This window comes from Micrococcus sp. ACRRV (assembly GCF_022346985.1).
Lineage (GTDB): Bacteria > Actinomycetota > Actinomycetes > Actinomycetales > Micrococcaceae > Micrococcus > Micrococcus porci.
Window position 1 is genome coordinate 1 of record NZ_JAKRNH010000041.1, and the last position, 19068, is coordinate 19068.

15 protein-coding genes and 1 pseudogene are annotated in these 19068 nt (G+C 76.2%); 7 read left to right on the forward strand and 9 right to left on the reverse strand.

The window, feature by feature from the left end; translation table 11 throughout:
- The first annotated feature begins 469 nt into the window (after nucleotides 1-469).
- On the forward strand, nucleotides 470-1033 hold the full coding sequence (locus MHY29_RS06120; protein WP_224355858.1) for an inorganic diphosphatase: 564 nt from the start codon (nucleotides 470-472) through the stop codon (nucleotides 1031-1033).
- A gap of 94 nt (nucleotides 1034-1127) precedes the next feature.
- A complete protein-coding gene (locus MHY29_RS06125) occupies nucleotides 1128-1766 on the forward strand; it encodes a hypothetical protein (protein WP_239238927.1) in 639 nt (212 codons plus the stop codon).
- A gap of 51 nt (nucleotides 1767-1817) precedes the next feature.
- Here the strand turns inward: MHY29_RS06125 and MHY29_RS06130 are convergent, their stop codons facing one another.
- From MHY29_RS06130 to MHY29_RS06140, 3 genes are all read right to left on the reverse strand, one after another.
- Nucleotides 1818-2609, reverse strand: a complete 792-nt coding sequence (locus tag MHY29_RS06130; protein WP_224355862.1) for an HAD family hydrolase — start codon at nucleotides 2607-2609, stop codon at nucleotides 1818-1820.
- A gap of 79 nt (nucleotides 2610-2688) precedes the next feature.
- Nucleotides 2689-4023: an esterase family protein gene (locus MHY29_RS06135; RefSeq protein WP_224355863.1), complete on the reverse strand. Its 1335-nt coding sequence runs from the start codon at nucleotides 4021-4023 to the stop codon at nucleotides 2689-2691.
- Nucleotide 4024: 1 nt separating this feature from the next.
- Nucleotides 4025-6547, reverse strand: a complete 2523-nt coding sequence (locus MHY29_RS06140) for a bifunctional lysylphosphatidylglycerol flippase/synthetase MprF (protein WP_224355864.1) — start codon at nucleotides 6545-6547, stop codon at nucleotides 4025-4027.
- Between the two features lie 178 nt (nucleotides 6548-6725).
- Between MHY29_RS06140 and MHY29_RS06145 the strand changes: the two genes are divergently transcribed.
- Nucleotides 6726-7559 carry an alpha/beta fold hydrolase gene (locus MHY29_RS06145; RefSeq protein ID WP_224355866.1) on the forward strand — a complete coding sequence of 278 codons (834 nt, stop codon included), beginning with the start codon at nucleotides 6726-6728 and terminating at the stop codon, nucleotides 7557-7559.
- Nucleotides 7560-7571: 12 nt separating this feature from the next.
- Here MHY29_RS06145 and serS read toward each other — a convergent pair whose 3' ends face one another.
- A complete protein-coding gene (gene serS, locus MHY29_RS06150; protein ID WP_224355868.1) occupies nucleotides 7572-8873 on the reverse strand; it encodes a serine--tRNA ligase in 1302 nt (433 codons plus the stop codon).
- Between the two features lie 67 nt (nucleotides 8874-8940).
- On the opposite strand from serS, the gene MHY29_RS06155 reads away from it, so the two are divergent.
- Nucleotides 8941-10119, forward strand: a complete 1179-nt coding sequence (locus tag MHY29_RS06155; protein ID WP_224355870.1) for a diacylglycerol kinase family protein — start codon at nucleotides 8941-8943, stop codon at nucleotides 10117-10119.
- A gap of 31 nt (nucleotides 10120-10150) precedes the next feature.
- On the opposite strand, the gene pheA is transcribed toward MHY29_RS06155, so the two are convergent.
- Nucleotides 10151-11098, reverse strand: coding sequence for a prephenate dehydratase (gene pheA / locus MHY29_RS06160; RefSeq protein WP_239238930.1), 948 nt, complete (start codon nucleotides 11096-11098; stop codon nucleotides 10151-10153).
- The gene (locus tag MHY29_RS06165) at nucleotides 11095-11421 is read right to left on the reverse strand and encodes a rhodanese-like domain-containing protein (protein WP_239238933.1); all 327 of its coding nucleotides are present in this window, start codon (nucleotides 11419-11421) and stop codon (nucleotides 11095-11097) included. Before MHY29_RS06165 ends, pheA begins: the two co-directional genes overlap by 4 nt.
- 46 nt (nucleotides 11422-11467) lie before the next feature.
- Between MHY29_RS06165 and MHY29_RS06170 the strand changes: the two genes are divergently transcribed.
- The gene (locus tag MHY29_RS06170; RefSeq protein WP_239238936.1) at nucleotides 11468-12928 is read left to right on the forward strand and encodes an amidase; all 1461 of its coding nucleotides are present in this window, start codon (nucleotides 11468-11470) and stop codon (nucleotides 12926-12928) included.
- 52 nt (nucleotides 12929-12980) lie between these two features.
- On the opposite strand, the gene MHY29_RS06175 is transcribed toward MHY29_RS06170, so the two are convergent.
- Both MHY29_RS06175 and MHY29_RS06180 read right to left on the reverse strand, forming a co-directional pair.
- Complete coding sequence (locus MHY29_RS06175; RefSeq protein WP_239238939.1) at nucleotides 12981-14969, reverse strand: glycosyltransferase; 1989 nt, start codon at nucleotides 14967-14969, stop codon at nucleotides 12981-12983.
- Nucleotides 14966-16111, reverse strand: coding sequence for an acyl-CoA dehydrogenase family protein (locus MHY29_RS06180; protein WP_239238942.1), 1146 nt, complete (start codon nucleotides 16109-16111; stop codon nucleotides 14966-14968). Before MHY29_RS06180 ends, MHY29_RS06175 begins: the two co-directional genes overlap by 4 nt.
- A gap of 189 nt (nucleotides 16112-16300) precedes the next feature.
- On the opposite strand from MHY29_RS06180, the gene MHY29_RS06185 reads away from it, so the two are divergent.
- A complete protein-coding gene (locus MHY29_RS06185) occupies nucleotides 16301-16786 on the forward strand; it encodes a Fur family transcriptional regulator (protein WP_239238945.1) in 486 nt (161 codons plus the stop codon).
- 62 nt (nucleotides 16787-16848) lie between these two features.
- A pseudogene (locus MHY29_RS06190) lies at nucleotides 16849-17157 on the forward strand (catalase-peroxidase); the annotation flags it as partial.
- Nucleotides 17158-17395: 238 nt separating this feature from the next.
- On the opposite strand, the gene pgm reads toward MHY29_RS06190, so the two are convergent.
- Nucleotides 17396-19068, reverse strand: a 1673-nt coding sequence (gene pgm, locus MHY29_RS06195; RefSeq protein ID WP_239238948.1) for a phosphoglucomutase (alpha-D-glucose-1,6-bisphosphate-dependent), incomplete at its 5' end; no start/stop codon positions are given.

A 19068-nucleotide genomic window follows, 5' to 3' on the forward strand; every position in this document is an offset into this window, starting at 1 on the left:
GCCCGGCGGAACTGGGGCCAGCCTACCGGGGCGGCGGGGGTCGGGAGACGCGGGAGGAGGACGTCGTGGGCCAGGAGCCCGAGCAGGGCGCAGATCGCCAGGGCCAGCAGCACGCGGGTCACGGCGGCCACGCGGGCGGCCCGGTTCGAGGGGGTCACCTCCCGGTTGTACCACGGCGTTCCGCGACCCCGGGTCCGAGCTGGTCAGGGAATTGCCAGGTTCCGGGCAGGGTGCGTCCATGGTGGGTTCGTACGCTGAAGGCACCTCATCGAAGGTGCGAGCGATGCAGGTGCGAGTGATGACAGGCGAAGGGCCCCGGTCGGCGAGACCGGGGCCCTTCCCACGTCCGGTGGCCGGCCGGGGACGGACACGGGAGGGCCGGACGCCGCCCCGGTAGGCTGGCCCCAGTTCCGCCGGGCGGCGCGCCGCCGTCGTCCCGGGCACCGAGCAGATCCACCGAAGGAGAGTCATGGCGCACGACGTCACCATCGAGATCCCCGCGGGCTCCCGCGTCAAGTACGAGTTCGACCACGAGACCGGCCGCCTGCGCCTGGACCGCGTGCTGTTCACCTCCATGCAGTACCCCACGCACTACGGCTACTTCGAGAACACCCTCGGCGAGGACGGCGACCCGCTGGACGCCCTCGTGTTCCTCCCCGGGTTCGACCTGGTCCCCGGCTGCATCGTCGAGGCCCGTCCCGTGGGCGTGTTCAACATGACCGACGACGGCGGCGGCGACGCCAAGCTGCTGTGCGTCCCGGCGGACAAGCGCTTCGACCACATCCAGGAGCTCGAGGACGTCGAGGAGTCCCTGAAGCAGGAGATCGAGCACTTCTTCACCCGCTACAAGGACCTGGAGCCCGGCAAGTGGGTCAAGGCCGACGGCTGGGAGGGCCGCGAGGCCGCGGAGAAGGAGCTCGAGGCCTCCATCGAGCGCTTCGCCGCCGAGGGCGAGCACTCCCCGTCCGACGAGCCGCAGGGCCGCGACGTCGACACCGAGGAGGCCGCCCCGGCCGCCGAGCAGGAGGCCTGAGCCTCCACCGGCCCCTCGGCCGACCCCCGCGCGACGCCCGTCCACCCTTCGGGGTGGGCGGGCGTCGCCGTGTCCGGTGGCAGAATCGACGACCATGTTCGTGCTCACCCTCAACCAGCGGGACACCCCCGACGCCGGCGACCGCGTGGACGCGCTCCTGCGCGAGCTGACCGACGCGGCGGCCGCCGTGCCCGGCCTGCGCTCCCCGGCGCTGCCGTTCCAGCGCTCCGTCGGAGACGAGCTCGTGGGCGTCCTCGAGGACCCGCACGCCGCGGTGGACGTGGCGCTGCGCGCGCTGCGGCAGCGCCGCTGGAACGTGGGGATCGGCGTCGGGACGGTGTGCCACGCGGACGGGTCCGCGGGGATCCCCGCCTCCGGGGACCTGCACCACGCCGGCGGGCCGGGCCTCGCGGCGGCGCGCCGGGCCGTCGAGGCGGCGGCCCTGTCCACCGCGCGGATCCCGCTGGCCGTGCGCGGTCGGGACGCGGAGGCCGCAGCCGAGGCGGAGGCGGTGCTCAAGCTCATCGGCCAGCTGGTGTGGACGCGCACGGCCGCCGAATGGTCCGTGCTGGACCTGCTGGTGCCGGGCGTGCGCGGTCAGCAGAGGCCGGCCGCGCAGGCCCTGGGGATCACCACGCAGGCCGTCTCCCAGGCCGTGCAGCGCTCCTTCTGGAACGAGGAGCACGCCTGCCGGCCCGCCGCCGCGCGCCTGCTGGCGCTCGCCGCCGGCTGAGGCCCGCCCGCGTCGCCGTCCTCCCCCTCGGCCCGTCGGGCCCTCCGGCCCTCAGAGCAGGGTGCGCAGCACCGTGGCGAGGCCGTGCTCGTCGACGCCGCCGGTGACCTCGTCCGCGGCCTCCTTGACCTCGTCCGGGGCCTGGCCCATGGCGACGCCGCGCCCGGCCCAGCGGAGCATCTCCACGTCGTTGCGGCCGTCGCCCACGGCCACGGTGTCCGCGACGTCCACGTGCAGCACGGTGCGCAGCGCCTCCAGGGCGGACGCCTTGGTGACGCCGGCCGCGGCCACGTCCAGCCAGGCCGTCCAGCCCACCGAGTAGGTCACGCCGGACAGGCCGATGCCCTCCACGGCCCGGCCGAACTCCTCCGCGGAGGAGTCCGTGGAGAACACCACCAGGCGCACGGCGGTGGTGGCCATGAGCTCCTCGAAGCCCACGCCCTCCGCGGCCACGCCGAAGGACATGTCCTGGAACCGCTCGGTGGAGAGGAACGAGCCGTCCGGCAGCTCGAGCGCGTACTTGGCGCTGGGCAGGCGGTCCCGCAGCTGGGCCAGCACGGACTGGGGGTCGAAGGTGCGCAGGTCCGTGACCTCGTAGCCGTCCTCGAGCGCGCGGTCCAGGCGCAGCGTGGCACCGCCGTTGGAGCAGATCACGTACCCGGAGTCGATGCCGAGGGACTCCGCCACCGGGAGCGTGGCGCCGCGGGAGCGGCCGGTGGCGATGACCACGTGGTGGCCGGCCTCGATCACGGCCCGCACGGCCTCACGCACGGGCTCGTGCAGGCGGCCGTCATGGTCCACGATCGTTCCGTCCACGTCCAGGCACACGAGCTTCTTCGTCATGGCCCCCACCCAACCACACGCCCCGGACGGGTTTGCGACGCGCGGGTGAACGCCGGGCGCTCCCGTCCGGCGGCCGGGCTCACCCCAGTCCCATGCGCCCGGCCGCCCACGGCAGCTGGTCGGCGAAGGCGCGCGACCACACCGTCCACGTGTGCCCGCCGGGGTACTCCCGCAGGGTGAGGTCCATGCCGGCGGCGCGGCCGGCGTCGACGAGCTCCTGCGGCACGGGCATGCCGACGTAGGCGTCCGAGCGGCCCACGCTGACGACGCCCGCGACGCCGCGGTAGGCCCCGTCCGCCCCGGGACCCTCGCCGCGCTGCGCTGCGGCGAACAGAGAGAGCGGGTCGTTCGCCGCGTACGCGGCGCGGACCCCGCCGAAGCCCTCGGCGATCGTCCTCTCCTCCGTGCCGAGGGAGGGGTGCAGCTCGCCGGAGAAGACGAGCACGGTGCCGAACCCGTCCGGGGTGCGGGCCACGGTCTGCAGGGCGCAGGTGGCGCCGTTGGAGAGCCCGCCGATCGCCCAGTGCGTCCGGTCCCGGTCCGTCTGCAGCTCCCGGCCGATCCAGGCGGGCACGTCCTGCGTCAGGTAGGTCTCCACGCGGGCGTCCGGGCCGTCCCAGCACAGCCGGTTGGTCAGGGCGCCGCCGCCGTTGGCGTCCACGGACAGCACGATCGGCGCGAGGCCGTGGTGGGCGGCCGCGTAGGCGTCCATGGTCTCGGCGGCGTGGCCGGCGCTGAACCAGTCCGGGGGCTCACCCGGGACCCCGGCCATGAGGATCATCACGGGCAGGGCCGGGCGCTCCTCGGCGAAGTACGCCGGGGGCAGGTAGACCACGGCGTCCCGCGGGGCGAGCCGCGCGTCCGTGGCGGGAATCCCCACCCGGGAGACCGTGCCGTGCTCGGGCAGCCCGGCCGGCGCCGTCCACCGGTCCACGGGCACCACCTGGCGGGCGGGGGCGGTGTCCACGGCGTCCCAGTCCGTCCAGGTGACGTTCCGCCCGGTCATCACGGCCAGCGACTCGTAGGCGGAGTAGTGGGCGTTCACGCCGAGGGTCGCGCAGAGCACCGCCGCCAGGACCGCGACGACGCCCCCGAGGCCCCAGCGCAGCGGCCGGGGCCGCCACGGGCCGACGGCCGCCTGGGCGAGCACCACCACCGGCAGCGCGGCCCAGGCGAACACGGGCCCCGCGACCCCGTCCGGGATCGGCGCCCACACGACGTTCACCCACCACCACGAGGCGAGGGCCAGCGCCGCGGGCACGCCGACGACCAGCGCCTGGACCCACCAGGGCCGGCGGCGGGTGCGCCCCACCCACAGGCCGAGGACCAGCAGGACGCCGACCGCGACGCACACGGGCACCGTCCAGGGCGCCAGCAGCGGGGTCTCCAGCAGCCAGGCGGGCAACCGCTCCACGTCAGCCCTCCCTCCGGCGCAGGTCCTGGCCCGCGCGGACCAGGTCGCCGAGCGTGAGGGTGGGCAGGTACGCCCGGGTGAGGGCGGCGCCCACGCGGGGCAGCTCCGCCGGGTCCGGGACGCACAGCCGCAGCGGCACGCTCTCCGGGCCGAACTTCTCCTTGAAGGCGTGCAGGGAGCGGAACCCGTACACGGGCTCCAGCCCATGGCCCAGCTGGTCCAGGAGGCGGTCGAGCGCGCCGGTCTGGGCGGGGGCGACGTCGGCGGAGGGGTCCGGCTGCGAGCGCGCCAGGGGCGCCCCGGAGAGGGAGACCAGGGCCAGCCCCTCCTCCTGGGCGTCGAGGACGGCCTGGGCCAGGAGGAACTCGACGACGGGGCGGAACCCGCCCTCGGCGCGGCGCATGAAGTCCAGGGTCAGGCCCACGAGGCGCCCGGCGTCGTGCACGGGCAGCCAGGAGGTCACCCCGTGGAGGCGGCCGTCCTCGTCCTCCGCGAGCAGCAGGCGGACGGCGGGGTCGTCGAGCTCGGCGAGGCCGCCGAGCGTGAACCCCATCTCCGGCAGCTCCTTGTCCGCCACCCACGCCGCGGAGATCGCGCGGATCTGCGCGCGGAGGTCGTCGCCGGCCTCCGCCCACGTGGTCCAGCGGGCCGTGATGCCCTCCTTCTTCGCCCGGTTGCGGGCGGTGCGCAGGTCCTGGAAGCGCTTCCCGCCGAAGGTGACCCCGCCGAGCCGGATCACGGCCTCCTCCGCGACCTGCACCCCGAACCAGCCGCGGGACTCCACGGCCTGCGCGGTGACGGGGTGCACGGAGTACAGGGCCGGGACCAGGGAGTGGGCCACGCAGAACTCGGCGAACTGGCGGGTGACCACGGCGCGGTCACGGGCGGAGCTGTACGGGTCGCCCACGGTCAGCGCCACGTCCTGGTGCACCCGGTAGGCGACGGCGCCGGCGTGCGTCGGCGAGCGCCACAGCCGGCAGCCCTCCCACGTGCCCATCCAGGCCATGGTGGCGTCCTCGGCGGCGAGGGCGCGGGCCGCCTCGGCGGCCTCTCCGGGCTGCGCGACGGGCCCGCCGAGGGGGTGCTGGGCGCGCCAGAGCAGCCAGATCCCGGCCAGCCACGGCACCAGCGGCAGCCACTCCAGCAGGAACCGGGCCACGGGGCCGCTCGGCAGGGCGGCCGGGGTCAGCACGGTCAGCGCCGTGGAGGGAAGCAGGGCGATCAGCCCGTCCGCCAGGAGCGCGCCGACCCCGGGGCGGGGGGAGAACTGCTCCGGCACCGCCAGGCCCACCGCCACGATCATGGCCACCACCGCGAGGGCGAGGATCGGCACGGCCCGCAGGCGCCGGTAGGCCCCGTGCGGCGCGCGCGCCTGGAACAGCCCCCGGTGCGCCAGCACGAGGGCCAGCACCCCCAGCGGCACCAGCACGGGGAGGATCAGCCGGGTGATCAGGGACGGGTCCGTGGGGTAGTCCCGGGGGCCCGCCGCCACGGCCCAGGCCGCCAGGCCCAGGTGGGCGGCGGCCAAGGCGGCGAGCACGGACTGCAGCACCAGGGTGCCTTGCAGGGCGGCGCGGCGGCCCCGGCGGAGCCCGTCCGCGAGGACGAGCTGCAGCACCAGCGGCAGGGCCGCGAGCAGGACCGCACCCGGGCCGGTGGCCGTGAGGATGTACGTGCCGCGGGCGCACTCGCGGATCCGGTCGTCGTCGGCGCAGGCCGCGGCCACCATGTCCGGGGACACGGTGGACGCCGCGAACAGGGCGCGCGTGCCCGCCAGCGGCCCCACCAGGTGGGGTGAGCCCGCGGCCAGGAACGTGCCGAGCACGACGGCGGCCACCGCCGTCGCCACGAGCACGCGCCGCTCGCTGCGGCTGCCCACGGGCGCCGCGTCCGTGCCCAGCCGGCGGGCCCTCCGGCGGCCGAGCCAGCCGCCCAGCAGCACCGCGGTGAGCAGCGAGGCGTCCTCCGGCGCACCGGAGAACAGGACCGTGGCGGCGGTGACGGGGAGGGCGAGGGTGAGGAGGCGGCGTCGCCACCGGGAGTCCCACGAGCCGGAGGAGGCCAGGAACGCGACGATCAGTCCGGCCCAGGGTCCGGCGATCGCGTCGCTGCGGAGGACGGCGCCCCAGGCGGGGTCGACCTGCCGGACCGCCCACAGCAGTCCCAGGACCGCCAGGACGGACGCGGTGTGGCCCAGCACCACGCGGGCGGCGAACGGTCCGGAGCCGGCCTCCCGCTCGGCCGGCGGCCCGAGGACGGCGACGCCCACCAGGGCGAGCGCCCACGCGAGCGGGTGCGGGGCGAACAGCAGGGAGGTGGCCACCTCGTGCGGGGCGTGGGGGAGACTGCCCGGGCGGGCCGGGTCCACCAGCGGCAGCAGGGGCCCGAGGGCGGTGAACAGGAGCAGGGTCCACGTCGCGGGGACCCCGCGGAGCCAGCGGAGCGCACCGGCCAGGACACGCCCGGCAGGACCGGGCGAGGTGCCGCCCACCGTGCCCGACTCCCGCGTGGCCGCCGTCGCCATCCCTGCCCCCTCCCTCGGCCGCGCCCGTGCTGTCCGCCGCCGCGGACGGGCGGTCCCGCCGCCGCGGACGGGCGGTCCCGCCGCCTGCAGCCGGGACCCGCACAGCGTACGACAGCGCACCTGGACGTCCGCCGGGAACGGACCGGAGCCGCGGCGGGCGCGGGCGTAGCATGCGGGCATGCTCCACCGGCGCGAGTACGGCGACCCCGACGGCGTCCCCGTCCTCCACTTCCACGGCACCCCCGGCTCAGGCCGGGAGGCGGCCGCGCTGGACGCCGCCGCGCGTGCCGCCGGCGTGCGCCTGATCGCCCCGGACCGGCCCGGGATGGGCCGCACCCCCCACCTGCCGGGGCGGCGGCTGGCCCACTGGCCCGCCGAGGTGACGCGGCTGCTGGACGAGCTGGGGATCGACCGGGCCGCGATCCTCGCCTGGTCCGGCGGCGGCCCCTACGCGGTGGCCTGTCTGGCCCGCATCCCTGAGCGCCTCACCGCGGTGGCCCTGCTGGCCCCGGCGGGCCTGCTGCGGGGCATTCCGTGGGCCAACCGGCTGTTCCCGCGGCTCTACCTCCCGGCGGCCGGCGCGATCGCCCGCGCCCGGGACTGGGCCCCGGCCGCCGCCCTGGGCGTGTTCCGGTGGCGGCGGATGCGCAGCCGCCTGGCCGACGGCCCCCCGGCGGCGAGCCCGGAGCGCGAGCCGCTGGCGCCGTCGTCGGCCGCGGTGCTGGCCGCCTCCTGGAGGGAGGCGTTCCGGCAGGGCCACGCCGGGCCGGTCCAGGACGAGCAGGTGATCAACGAGGACTGGTCCCCCCTGCTGACGTCCGCCCGCCGGGCGCCGGTGCCCGTGCGGATCTGGCACGGGCGCCGGGACCGGGTGGTGCCGCACCGCCACAGCCGGCGGCTGGCCGCGGCCCTGGGCGCGTTCCTCGTGGACGCGCACGACGGCGACCACCCCGGCGCCCTGCTGACCGCCGGACCCGAGGCGCTGGGCTGGCTGGCGGCCTCCGCGGAGTGAGGCCCGGGCCGCTCACACGAGCTCGAACCGCTCCAGACCGCCCAGGTACGGGCGCAACGCCTCCGGGACGGTCACGGAGCCGTCCGCGTTCTGGTGGTTCTCCAGGATCGCGACGATCCACCGGGTGGTGGCCAGGGTGCCGTTGAGGGTGGCGACCGTGCGGGTGCCGCCCTTCTTCGCATTCGAGCCCGTGCCGTCCTCCTTGACCTGGCGCTCGCGGATGTTGAGGCGGCGGGCCTGGAACGTGGTGCAGTTCGAGGTGGAGGTCAGCTCGCGGTAGGTGCCCTGGGTGGGGACCCACGCCTCGCAGTCGAACTTGCGGGCGGCGGACATGCCGAGGTCGCCGGCGGCGGTGTCGATCACGCGGTAGGGCACCTCGATCCTCGCGAGCATCTGCTCCTCCCACGCGAGCAGGCGGGCGTGCTCCTCCTCGGCGCGCTCCACCGTGGTGTAGACGAACATCTCCAGCTTGTTGAACTGGTGCACGCGGATGATGCCGCGGGTGTCCTTGCCCGCGGAGCCGGCCTCGCGGCGGTAGCAGGTGGACCAGCCGGCGTAGCGGATCGGGGCGTCGGCGACGTCGATGATCTCGTCCGCGTGGTACCCGGCCAGGGCGACCTCGGAGGTGCCCACCAGGTAGAGGTCGTCGCGCTCGAGGCGGTAGATCTCGTCGTCGTGGGCGACGTCGAAGCCGGTGCCCTGCATGGTCTCCGGGCGCACGAGCGTGGGCGGGATGACGGGGACGAACCCGTTCTCGACCGCCAGGTCCAGGCCCATCTGCATGAGGGCCAGCTCCAGGCGGGCGGCGGCGCCCTTGAGGAAGGAGAACCGGGCGCCGGAGACCTTGGCGCCGCGCTCCATGTCGATGCCCCCGATCAGCTCGCCGAGCTCCAGGTGGTCGCGCGGCTCGAAGCCCTCCGCGGCGAAGTCGCGCGGGGTGCCGACCTCCTTGACGACCACGAAGTCGTCCTCGCCGCCCTGCGGCACGCCCTCGATGACGAGGTTCGGGAAGAGGCGCTGCAGGCGCAGCAGCTCGGCCTCGGCCTCGTTCGACGCCGCCTCGGCCTCCTTCACGGAGGCGGCGAGGTCCTTCACCTCGGCCAGCAGGGCCTGCTTCTCCTCGCCCTTCGCCTGGGCGACCCTCTTGCCGAACGCCTTCTGCTCGGCGCGCAGCTCCTCGAACCGGGAGATCGCCGCACGACGCGCGGCGTCCGCCGCCACGACCTGGTCCACGAGGGACACATCGGCTCCGCGGGCCTCCTGGGAGACGCGGTACTTCTCGGGCTGGTCGATGAGGTCCTTGACGTCGATCACGCCCTCAGCCTAGCGGCGCGGGCGCCCGGGGCGGGCTCGGGACCGGCCCCGGTCCTAGACTCGTCCCATGTCTGCAGAGTGGTGGATGGCGCTGGCCGCCCTCGTCCTCGCGGCCCTGTTCGCGGTCGCCGTCGTCGTGCTGGGCCTGCGTCTGCGCCGCCTGGACGGCGCGCACGAGCGCACCCGCGGCCAGCTGGACGCGGTGGAGGCCCGGCTGGGCGACCTGCGCCGGCGCGCGGGACGGGCCCCCGGCGTCGACCTGCCCGGCCCCCAGGTGGCGCTCGTGCTGAACCCCGTGAAGGCCCGCGCGGACGAGGTCCGCCGCGCCATGGAGGCCCTGGCGGAGAAGGAGGGCCTCGGGGAGGTCCTCGTCCTGGAGACCACGGAGGAGGACCCCGGCACGGCCATGACCCGCGAGGCGCTCACCGCCGGGGTGCGCCTGGTGGTCGCCGCCGGCGGCGACGGGACCGTGCGCACGGTCGCGGAGCAGCTGGCCGGCACCGACGTGGCCCTCGGCGTGATGCCGCTGGGCACCGGCAACCTGCTGGCCCGCAACCTCGACCTGCCGATCAACGACATCGAGGAGTGCCTGCGGATCGCCCTCACCGGCCGGCAGCGGCGGATCGACACCGTGGACGTGCGCCTGACCCACGAGGACGGCGCCCGCACCCGCCAGACGTTCACCGTGATCGGCGGCGCCGGCTACGACGCCGACATCATGGGCGACACCAAGGACGAGCTGAAGGACATGGCCGGCTGGCTGGCCTACAGCGAGGCGGGGATGCGCCACCTGCGGGGCCGCCGCCACGAGGTGTCCATCACCCTCGACGGCGGCGCCGTGCAGCGCTTCAAGGTGCGCTCCGTGATGGTCGCCAACTGCGGCATGCTCACCGGCGGCATGGAGCTGCTGCCGGAGGCCAAGCTCGACGACGGCCTGCTCGACGTCCTCGTCCTCTCCCCCCGGCACGCCCTCGACTGGGTGCGGATCGCCGCGAAGACCCTCACCCGCCACCGCGCCTCGATCCCCGTGATGCACACGGAGCAGGCCCAACGAGTGCAGGTGCGCTTCGCGGAGCCGATGTCCTCCCAGCTCGACGGCGACGCCACCGGCGACATCACCGCCCTCGACGCGCGGATCCAGCCGGACTCGCTCGTCGTGATGCTGGGGGACGAGGACGACGCCTCCGTGGAGGACGGCGGCCGCTCCGCCGAGGCGCCCGTGCCGGAGCCGGCACCGCACATCTGAGCGGGGCCGGGCCGCCGGCCGGGAGGCGCGCTCAGCGCGAGCGCAGCCCCCGCACCCACGCCGTGCCGCGGCGGTAGGCGGCGTCGGTGACGTGCTCGGGCACCGTGAGCGGGCGACCCTCGGCCCGCGGGTAGGAGCCCAGGAACCGCACCCCGGGGAACGTCCGGTGGAGCGCGGCGAGGGCCGCTCCCACCCGCTCCTCGGCCACGTGCCCCTCGAGGTCGATCGAGAAGAAGTAGCGGCCCATGCCCTCGCCCGTGGGGCGGGACTCGATGCGGGAGAGATTGATGCCGCGGGTCGCGAACTGGTCGAGGATCTCCCGCAGCGCGCCGGGGTGGTCGTCCGGCAGGGGCACGGTCAGGGTGGTCTTGTCCGCGCCGGTCGGCTCCGGGACGGGCCCGGGCCGGGAGACGAGCACGAACCGCGTCACCGCCCCGGTGACGTCCTCGATGGCCTCGGCGAGCACCGGCAGGCCGGTCTGCTCCGCCACGAGCGGCGCGCACACGGCCGCGTCGAACGACGCCACGGCCCCGTCCCCGCCGGCGGAGGGCAGGAGTGCCCGGGCCCCGGCCGCCGTCGACCCCGCGGGGGTGAACTCGACGCCGGGCAGGTGCGCCTCCATCCAGCCGCGGACCTGCGCCCAGGCGTGGGTGTGCGTGGTGACCCGGCGGACGTCCTCCAGGGCGACCCCGGGCCGGCCCACGAGCACGAAGCTGATGGGCACGAGGACCTCGGCGAGGATCTGCAGGGGCTCGTCCGCGCCGATGTCGTCGAGGGTGGCGGTGACGCCGCCCTCCACGGAGTTCTCGATGGGCACCACGGCGCGCTCGGCCTCCCCCACGCGCACGGCCGCGAGCGCGGCCAGCACGGAGGAGGCGGGGAGCAGGTCGACGTCCTCGGGGGACGCGACCTGCCGCAGGGCGGCCTCGGTGAAGGTGCCGGCGGGGCCGAGGAAGGCGTACCGGGGCGCGGGGCTCACTTGACGGTGGGCTCGGCGTCGCCGTCGGCCTCCATGGGCTTGCCGGCCTCGAGCCAGGCGCCGGAGCCGCCGTCCACGTTGATGGCCGAGTAGCCGCGGCCCACCATGTACTCGGCGGCGCGGGCGGAGCGGCCGCCGGTGCGGCAGATCACGTAGTAGTCGGTGTCCGGGTCGAGCTCCTCGATGCGCTCGGGCAGCTGGCCCAGGGGCAGGTGCTGGGCGCCGGCGGCGCGGCCGAGCGCCCACTCGTCGTCCTCGCGCACGTCCAGGATGGCGGCGTCGGCGGGGATCTGGTCCACGGTCACGGTCTCGAAATGGCTCATGCGCCCAGCCTACGGCGGGGGCGGGGCCTCCCCTAGGCTCGATGACATGGCCGTGAGCGAACCCCTCTCCCCGTCCGATCAGCCGACCTCCCCGACGCCCGCCCCGGACGCCCCCGCGCGCCTGCTGGGCCGCACCGCGCTCGCCTTGCGGGACGCCCTCGCCGCCGGCGAGCTCTCCGCGGCGGAGGTCACGGAGGCCTCGCTCGCGGCGGCGCACGCCCATGCGGGCCTGGGCGCGTTCGTCCTTCTGGACGAGGACGGCGCCCGGGTCCGGGCCGCCGCCCTGGACGCCCGCCCCGACGACGCCGCCGGCGCCTCCCTGCGCGGTCTCCCCCTGGCGTTCAAGGACCTCACGGACGTGGCGGGGCTGCCGACGCGGATGGGCTCGGCCGTGCTGGCGCAGGCTCCCGCGGCGGCGGAGGACGACCCGCTGACGACCCGGCTGCGCGCGGCCGGCACGGTGCTGCTGGGCAAGACGACCGTCCCGGAGTTCGGACTGGACGCGTACTCGGAGAACCCGGTGGACCCGCCCGCCCGGAACCCGCTGGACCCCTCCCGCACGCCCGGCGGCTCCTCGGGCGGGTCCGCGGCGGCGGTGGCGGCGGGGATCCTGCCGTTCGCCCCGGGCTCGGACGGCGGCGGATCCGTGCGCATCCCGGCCGCGGCGTGCGGGCTGGTCGGCCTGAAGCCGGGCCGGGGGACGGTGCCCACCGACCCGGGCGAGGACGCGGTGACCAACCTGACCGTCTCCGGCCCGCTGGCGCACACCGTCGAGGACGCGGCCCTGCTGTTCGACGTCATGACCTCCCCCGAGGGCCTGGAGGGGCGCACCGGCCCGGACCTGCGCCGGTTCCTCGACGCGCGGGCCGCGGGCGAGCCGGTGGCCCCGGTCCGGATCGGGGTGAGCACGGCGTCCCCGTTCTCCCCGGACCTGGAGATCACGCTGGCCCGGCCGGCCCTGTCCGCGCTCGCCCGCGCCGGCGCCGCACTGGCCGCGGGCGGCCACGCGGTGGACGAGTTCGTGCCCCACTACGGGGAGCGCTACCACCGCGACTTCCGCACCGCGTGGACCTCGGGCCTGCTGAGGGCGCCCCTGCCGGACGGCGCGGAGGCGCTCGTCGGGCCCGTGGCGGCGTCGTTCCTGGCCTCGGCGCGAGCCGCCGGGCCGGAGCAGATCGCCACGGCGATCGGGCGGCTGGAGGCCTGGGCCGCCGACGTGCGCGGGCAGTTCGCGGCCGTGGACGTCGTCATGACCCCGGTGCTGGCGTTCGCGCCGCCGGCGATCGGGCACTTCCTGGCGCTGGACCCGGAGGAGAACTACGCGGAGCAGTGCCGGTTCACGCCGTACACGTCCATGGTGAACGTCCTCGGCCTGCCCGCCGTGGCCGTGCCGGTGCTCCGTGACGAGGCCGGGCTGAGCTGGTCCGTGCAGCTGGTGGGCCGCCCCGGCGCCGAGGGGCGCCTGCTGGAGCTCGCCGGCCACCTGCGGCTGCTCCTGGCCGGCTGAGCCGGGCCAGGCGGGGTCGGGCCAGGCGGGGTCGGCCCGGGACCCCGCCCCGTCAGCCCTCGGCGGCACCCTCCTCGAGCAGGCCGCGCAGGAACCCGGCGAACCCGCCGGGCGTGCGGCCCTCCAGCCGGGAGGAGGTGTGCACCCGCACCCGGTCCGTGGCGAGCACCCGGTCCTCGCCCAGGGCCCGCACGGCCTCCGCGAGGCGGACGTCCTCGTGCTCGGCGACCTCCGCGAACCCGCCGGCCCGCTCGTAGAGCCCCCACGGCAGGCCGAGGTTCGCCCCGTGCACGTGGGGGTGGTCCTCGCGGTGCTCGTAGTCGGCGCGCCACCGGTGGGCCAGGTCGTCGTCGGCGTGGGCGGGCAGGTCCACGGTGCCCAGCACCAGCACCTGGCCGTCGGCGCGACGTCGGGCCGCCAGGGCGGGCTGGCCCACGAGCCAGTCCGCGGGGACGCGGGTGTCCGCGTCCGTGGAGGCCAGCCACAGCGCCTCGGCGGGCACGTCCGGGAACAGGCCGCGGGCATGGCGGGCGGCCGCTGCACGGGCCCGCCCCACCCCGCCGGCGCCGGGGGCCAGCTCGAGCACGCGGATCCGGGGGTCCCGCGCACGGGCGGCGTGGGCGGCCTCGAGGGTGGGGGCGTCGTCGGCGGGCACGACCGTGACGACGGCGGCCGAGCCCTGGGTGTGCTGCGCCTCCCAGAGGTCGAGGGCGGCGGAGAGCGCGTCCAGGCCGGCGGGCAGGTGCTCGGCCTCGTCCATGGCCGGCACGACGGCCACGGCGTGCGTGGCGGCCGCGGCGCGGGCGTGCACGGACAGGCGCAGGTCCGCCTCCACGTGCTCGGAGAGCAGCCGCCAGCGGGGGTCAGCGGCCACCCGGTCGTGCACGGCGTCCCCGTCCAGGGGCCAGCCGGTGATGGGCTGGCGCCAGTGGCACAGCAGCAGCTCGCCACCCGCGCCCAGGGAGGCGTCGGCGGCGTCGACGAGGGCGTCGAGCTCCTCGGGCTGCAGGAAGTAGCCGATCTCGGAGGCGACGACGAGGTCCGCCGGCGCCCCGGCGCCCTCCTCGGCCGGGCCGACGTCGGCGGGCCAGTCCGCGGGCAGCACGGCGCGGCGCACCTCGGCGTGCGGGATCTCCGCCAGGTGGGCGGCGGCGCGCTCCACCGCCACCTGGGACGCCTCCAGGCCCACCACGCGCTCGGCGCGCTCGGCCAGCGCGGCGGTGAGCACGCCGATCGACGCGCCCGCCTCCACCACCGTCCCGTAGCGCGGACGCGGGAGCACGGCCAGGGTGAGCGCCCGCTTGCGGGCCTCGTAGGGGCTGGTCAGGTACCGCCAGGGGTCCTCGTGCTCGCGGTAGAGCCGGTCGAACACGGCGGAGGCGCGGGAGGCGCCGGCGTCGTCGGGGGCGGTGCGCCGGTAGGTCTCGAAGCCGCGGGTGAAGTGGGCGATCATCCGCTCCGGCAGGATCGCCTCGTCCCCCGGGGCGGCGGAGAGCGGACGCGTCTGGGAGGCGTGCGCATCCAGGGCGGCCAGGCGGGCGGCGTCGTCGCCGGGGGCCAGCTCCAGGCGGCGGTAGCGCCGCGGGGCCAGGTCCTCCGGGGCGCCCCAGTGCCAGAGCCACAGGGGGAAGGCGTACAGCTCGAGGTCGTGGTCGGCCGCGAGGGCCGCGGCAGCGGCGCCCACCGCGTCGTGGTCGCCGTGGCCGTCGTCCGGGTCGTGGGAGACCAGCACGACGGCGCCGCCGCCCTCCTCCGCGGGGGTGCGCCCGGCGAGGACGCGCTCCAGCGCGGCGCGGACCTCGTCGGGACGGTCGGTCAGGCCGCCGTCGGGCAGGGCGAGGGACTCCCAGGTCAGGGCGCCGGCGTCGGGGCCGAGGCCGTCCGCGAGCGCGGCCAGGGTCTCGTCGTCCGGGTGGGCCACGGCCACCAGCAGGGTGTCCGCGCGGGTCCACGCGCGCGCGGGCAGGGCGGGCAGCTCCCCCACGCCGGCGGCCATCCAGACGGCCTCGGCGGTGCCGTCGTCCCGATGGTCGAAGCTCACCACGGCTGCAGCTCCGCCCGCTCGGCGGGGTCCGCGGCGAGCAGCGACTCGGCGAGCCGGGCGTCGTCGCGGGGGCCGTGGTGCTGGCGCAGGTACACCTGCAGGTCGGCGACGGCGCGGGCGTGGGCGGCGTCGCCGGTGAGCGGGCCGGGGCCGGTGGCCTGCCCGACGACGTCCAGCACCTCCGTGCACAGCTGCGCCACGGTGCCGCGGATGCGGTCCGCCTCCACGAGGCCGTGGGCGTGGTCGAGGCGGCCGGCGTCGACGTCGTCCGCGGCGCGGCCCAGCAGGGAGGCCATGGCGTGCAGGTGGCGGTCCACCCGGCCGAGCGCCGCGAGACCGACCTGGTCCGGGCCCGGACCGGAGCCGTCTGAGGCGGCCGCGGTGCGCCGCTCGAGGGACGTGCGCAGGGTGCGGGCCACGTGCACGGCGCCGCCGAACCACACGGCGGCCACGCCGATCCCGCCCCACGCGAACCCGGGGCGGCGCAGGTACCACTCCGGGCCGCCGACCGGCACCGCGGGCACGTCCGCGAACCGCAGGCCCACGGTGGTGATCGGCGCGAGGCCGAGGGACGGCCAACGGGGGTCGGCGACCTCCATGCCCGGCTCCCCGAGGTCCACGAGGAACGCCCGGCGGAGCCCGTCCTCCTGACGGGCGGTGACCACGGCGGCGGTGCAGCGGTCCGCGAGCGAGCACCACGGCTTGTCCCCGTCCAGGCGCCAGACGGCGTCCTCGTCCCCCACGGCCGCCCCGGGGGCCGGGCGGGCGGAGGGGCTGACGCCGCCGGACTCGGACGCGTAGACGCCCAGGAGGCCGCGGGGGGCGGGCACGCCGGCCTGGTCGAGGATCGAGAGGGCGTCCAGGTGCGGCTCCAGCACGCGGGCGGCGGACAGGGAGACGGCGCCCACGGAGGCGAGCAGCTCCCACTGCCGGCGGGTGCGGCCCGCGCCGGTGAGCGGCAGGTCCAGGGAGGCGGCGGCGTCGTCACCGGAGAGCAGGGCGAGGATCGGCTCGATCCCGGCCTCGCCGTCCTCGCCGTCCCGCGCGGCGGCCAGCAGGGCGGCCTCGGCCTCGGTGGGGGCGGCGGGGCGGCCGTCGCCCTCGGCACCGGGCAGGTGGACCCACGGGGTCTCGGACACGGGTGACCTCCCGGAGCGGTGGGGGCGTCGCGGCGGGCGCCGCGACCGGAGCCCGACCCTAGTCAGCCGGGCGTCGGGGCGGGAAGGCCCGAGGATCGCCGGGGGGCGGCAGCGGGCTCCCGTCCGCCTGCCGGTCACCCTGGGGAGCCTTTCTTGACACGTTCAAGACAATCGGGTGAGGTGGAGGGCATGAGCACCGTCACGGTCGAGCAGCCCGAGGAGAGCGCACTGCTGCGCACCGTGGGCCTGCGCGTGACCCGGCCTCGCGTGGCCGTGCTCCAGGGCCTGCGCCGCCACCCCCACGCCGACGCCGGATCCCTCCTCTCCGCGGTCCGCGAGGACCTCCCGCAGGTGTCCCACCAGGCGGTCTACGACTGCCTGCACGTGCTCACCGACGCCGGGCTGGTCCGCTCCCTCCAGCCGGCCGGCTCCCCGGCCCGCTACGAGCTCGCGGCCCACGACAACCACCACCACCTGGTGTGCCGCGGCTGCGGCGACCTCGTGGACGTGCCGTGCCAGACCGGCGTCGCGCCGTGCCTGCACGCCCCCGAGGACCACGGATTCCTCATCGAGGAGGCCGAGGTCTACTACTGGGGCCTGTGCCCCGACTGCCGTTCCGGCGGGTCCACGACGACGTCGGACGGGACCCCCGCGCCGGCGCCCCCGGTCCCCTGACGGGTCCGGGCCCCTGTCCACCCCAGTCCGAGACCGGCTGCCCGGCCGGCACATGCCCGGTGATGCACGGCAAGGGCGCCTCCCTCCCGCACCCCACCTCCGGCGACGCCAACCAGCAGTGGTGGCCGAGCCGCCTGAACCTGAAGATCCTGGCCAAGGAGCAGCAGGTCATCAACCCGCACGACCCGGACTTCGACTACCCGACGGCCTTCGGCGCGCTGGACCTGGACGAGGTCAAGAAGACCATCGCCGAGGTGCTCACCACCTCCAAGGACTGGTGGCCGGCCGACGTCGGCAACTACGGCCCCTTCATGATCCGCATGGCCTGGCACTTCGCCGGCACCTACCGCTTCGGCGACGGCCGCGGCGGCGCGCGGGGACGGGCTCATGTCGCCCACGCTACCCACCCGTTTTCGTTCGGGAAACGGCGGCGTGTCGCCGCACTGTCGTGCAGGAGACGGCGATCCGCCGGCAGGGCGGGGCGTGCTCGGCCCCACCGCGCGACGGCGGCGACGCGGCCGGGGAGGGTGCGTCGCCGCCGTCGTGGTGTTGTTTCTCGAACGGAAGCGCCCCTGGATGTGCCGTTTCCCGAACGAAAGCGTCAGGGGGTCAGGAGATCACCGCGTCCACGATCCGCTGCGCCTCGCGCTGCACCTGCTTCAGGTGCTCCTCGCCCAGGAAGGACTCGGCGTAGATCTTGTACACGTCCTCCGTGCCGGAGGGGCGGGCCGCGAACCACGCGTTCTTGGTGACCACCTTGAGCCCGCCGATCGGGGCGTCGTTGCCGGGCGCGTTGGTGAGGGCGGCCAGGATCGTCTCCCCGGCCAGCTCGGTGGCGGTGACGTCGTCGGGGGAGAGGGCCTTGAGCGCGGCCTTCTGCTCCGCGGTGGCCGGGGCGTCGATGCGTGCGTAGGCGGGGTCGCCGTGCAGCGCCACGAGGTCGCGGTACCGCTCGGACGGGGACTGGCCGGTGACGGCCTGGATCTCCGCGGCCAGGAGGCACAGCAGCAGGCCGTCCTTGTCCGTGGACCACGCGCCGCCGTCGAACTTCACGAAGGACGCACCCGCGGACTCCTCGCCGCCGAACACGCCCGTCCCGGAGAGCAGCCCCGGCACGAACCACTTGAAGCCCACCGGCACCTCCACGAGCTCGCGTCCGAGGTCTGTGGCCACGCGGTCGATCATCGAGGAGGACACCAGCGTCTTGCCCACGCCCGCGTTCTGCGGCCACTGCGACCGGTTCCGGTACAGGTAGTCGATCGCCACGGCCAGGAAGTGGTTGGGGTTCATCAGGCCCCCGTCCGGGGTGACGATCCCGTGCCGGTCCGAGTCGGCGTCGTTGCCCGTGGCGACGTCGAACGGCGCGTGCCCGTCCGCGCCCGGCGTCATGCGCTCGATCAGGGAGGCCATGGCGTTCGGGGACGAGCAGTCCATGCGGATCTTCCCGTCCCAGTCCAGGGTCATGAACCCGAACTGCGGGTCCACGTCCGGGTTCACCACGGTCAGGTCCAGGCCGTGGCGGCGGCCGATCTCCCCCCAGTACGCCACCGATGCGCCGCCCATGGGGTCGGCGCCGATGCGCACACCGGCCTCGCGGATCGCGTCCAGGTCGATCACCTGGGGCAGGTCGGTGACGTAGCGGTCCAGGAAGTCGAAGGAGCCGAGCTTCGCGTGGCCCTCCACGTCCTCCGGGGCCAGGCGCGTGACGCCGTCCAGGCGCGCGGCGAGCAGGTCGTTGGCGCGGGCCGCGATCCAGGACGTCGCGTCCGTGTCCGCGGGCCCGCCGTGCGGCGGGTTGTACTTGAAGCCGCCGTCCGCCGGCGGGTTGTGCGACGGGGTGATCACCAGGCCGTCCACCAGGCCGGCGTTGTCCCCGTCTGCGGAGAAGCCCGCCGCCGTCAGGTCACGGCCCGCGTTCAGGTGCAGGATCGCGTGGGAGACCGCCGGGGTGGGCGTGAAGCCGCCGTGGGAGTCCACCAGCACCTCGACGTCGTTGGCCAGCAGCACCTGCACCGCGGTGTCCTGCGCGGGCCCGGACAGGGCGTGCGTGTCCTTGCCCACGAGGATCGCGCCGGTGATCCCGTGCTCCGCGCGGTACTCGACGACGGCCTGCGTGATCGCGGCGATGTGGTCGTCGTTGAAGGAGGACTTCAGCGCGGACCCGCGGTGCCCGGACGTGCCGAACACGACCTTCTGGGCCGGGTCGGCGGGGTCCGGGTGGAGGTCCCGGTAGGCGGCGAGGAGGGCCTCGACGTCGATGAGGTCCTCGGGGAGGGCGGGGG

Coding starts and splice junctions, on each gene's coding strand:
- MHY29_RS06120 (WP_224355858.1), top strand. CDS start 470: ATGGCGCACGACGTCACCATCGAGATCCCCGCGGGCTCCCGCGTCAAG.
- MHY29_RS06125 (WP_239238927.1), top strand. CDS start 1,128: ATGTTCGTGCTCACCCTCAACCAGCGGGACACCCCCGACGCCGGCGAC.
- MHY29_RS06130 (WP_224355862.1), bottom strand. CDS start 2,609: ATGACGAAGAAGCTCGTGTGCCTGGACGTGGACGGAACGATCGTGGAC.
- MHY29_RS06140 (WP_224355864.1), bottom strand. CDS start 6,547: ATGGCGACGGCGGCCACGCGGGAGTCGGGCACGGTGGGCGGCACCTCG.
- MHY29_RS06145 (WP_224355866.1), top strand. CDS start 6,726: ATGCTCCACCGGCGCGAGTACGGCGACCCCGACGGCGTCCCCGTCCTC.
- MHY29_RS06155 (WP_224355870.1), top strand. CDS start 8,941: ATGTCTGCAGAGTGGTGGATGGCGCTGGCCGCCCTCGTCCTCGCGGCC.
- MHY29_RS06165 (WP_239238933.1), bottom strand. CDS start 11,421: ATGAGCCATTTCGAGACCGTGACCGTGGACCAGATCCCCGCCGACGCC.
- MHY29_RS06170 (WP_239238936.1), top strand. CDS start 11,468: ATGGCCGTGAGCGAACCCCTCTCCCCGTCCGATCAGCCGACCTCCCCG.
- MHY29_RS06185 (WP_239238945.1), top strand. CDS start 16,301: ATGAGCACCGTCACGGTCGAGCAGCCCGAGGAGAGCGCACTGCTGCGC.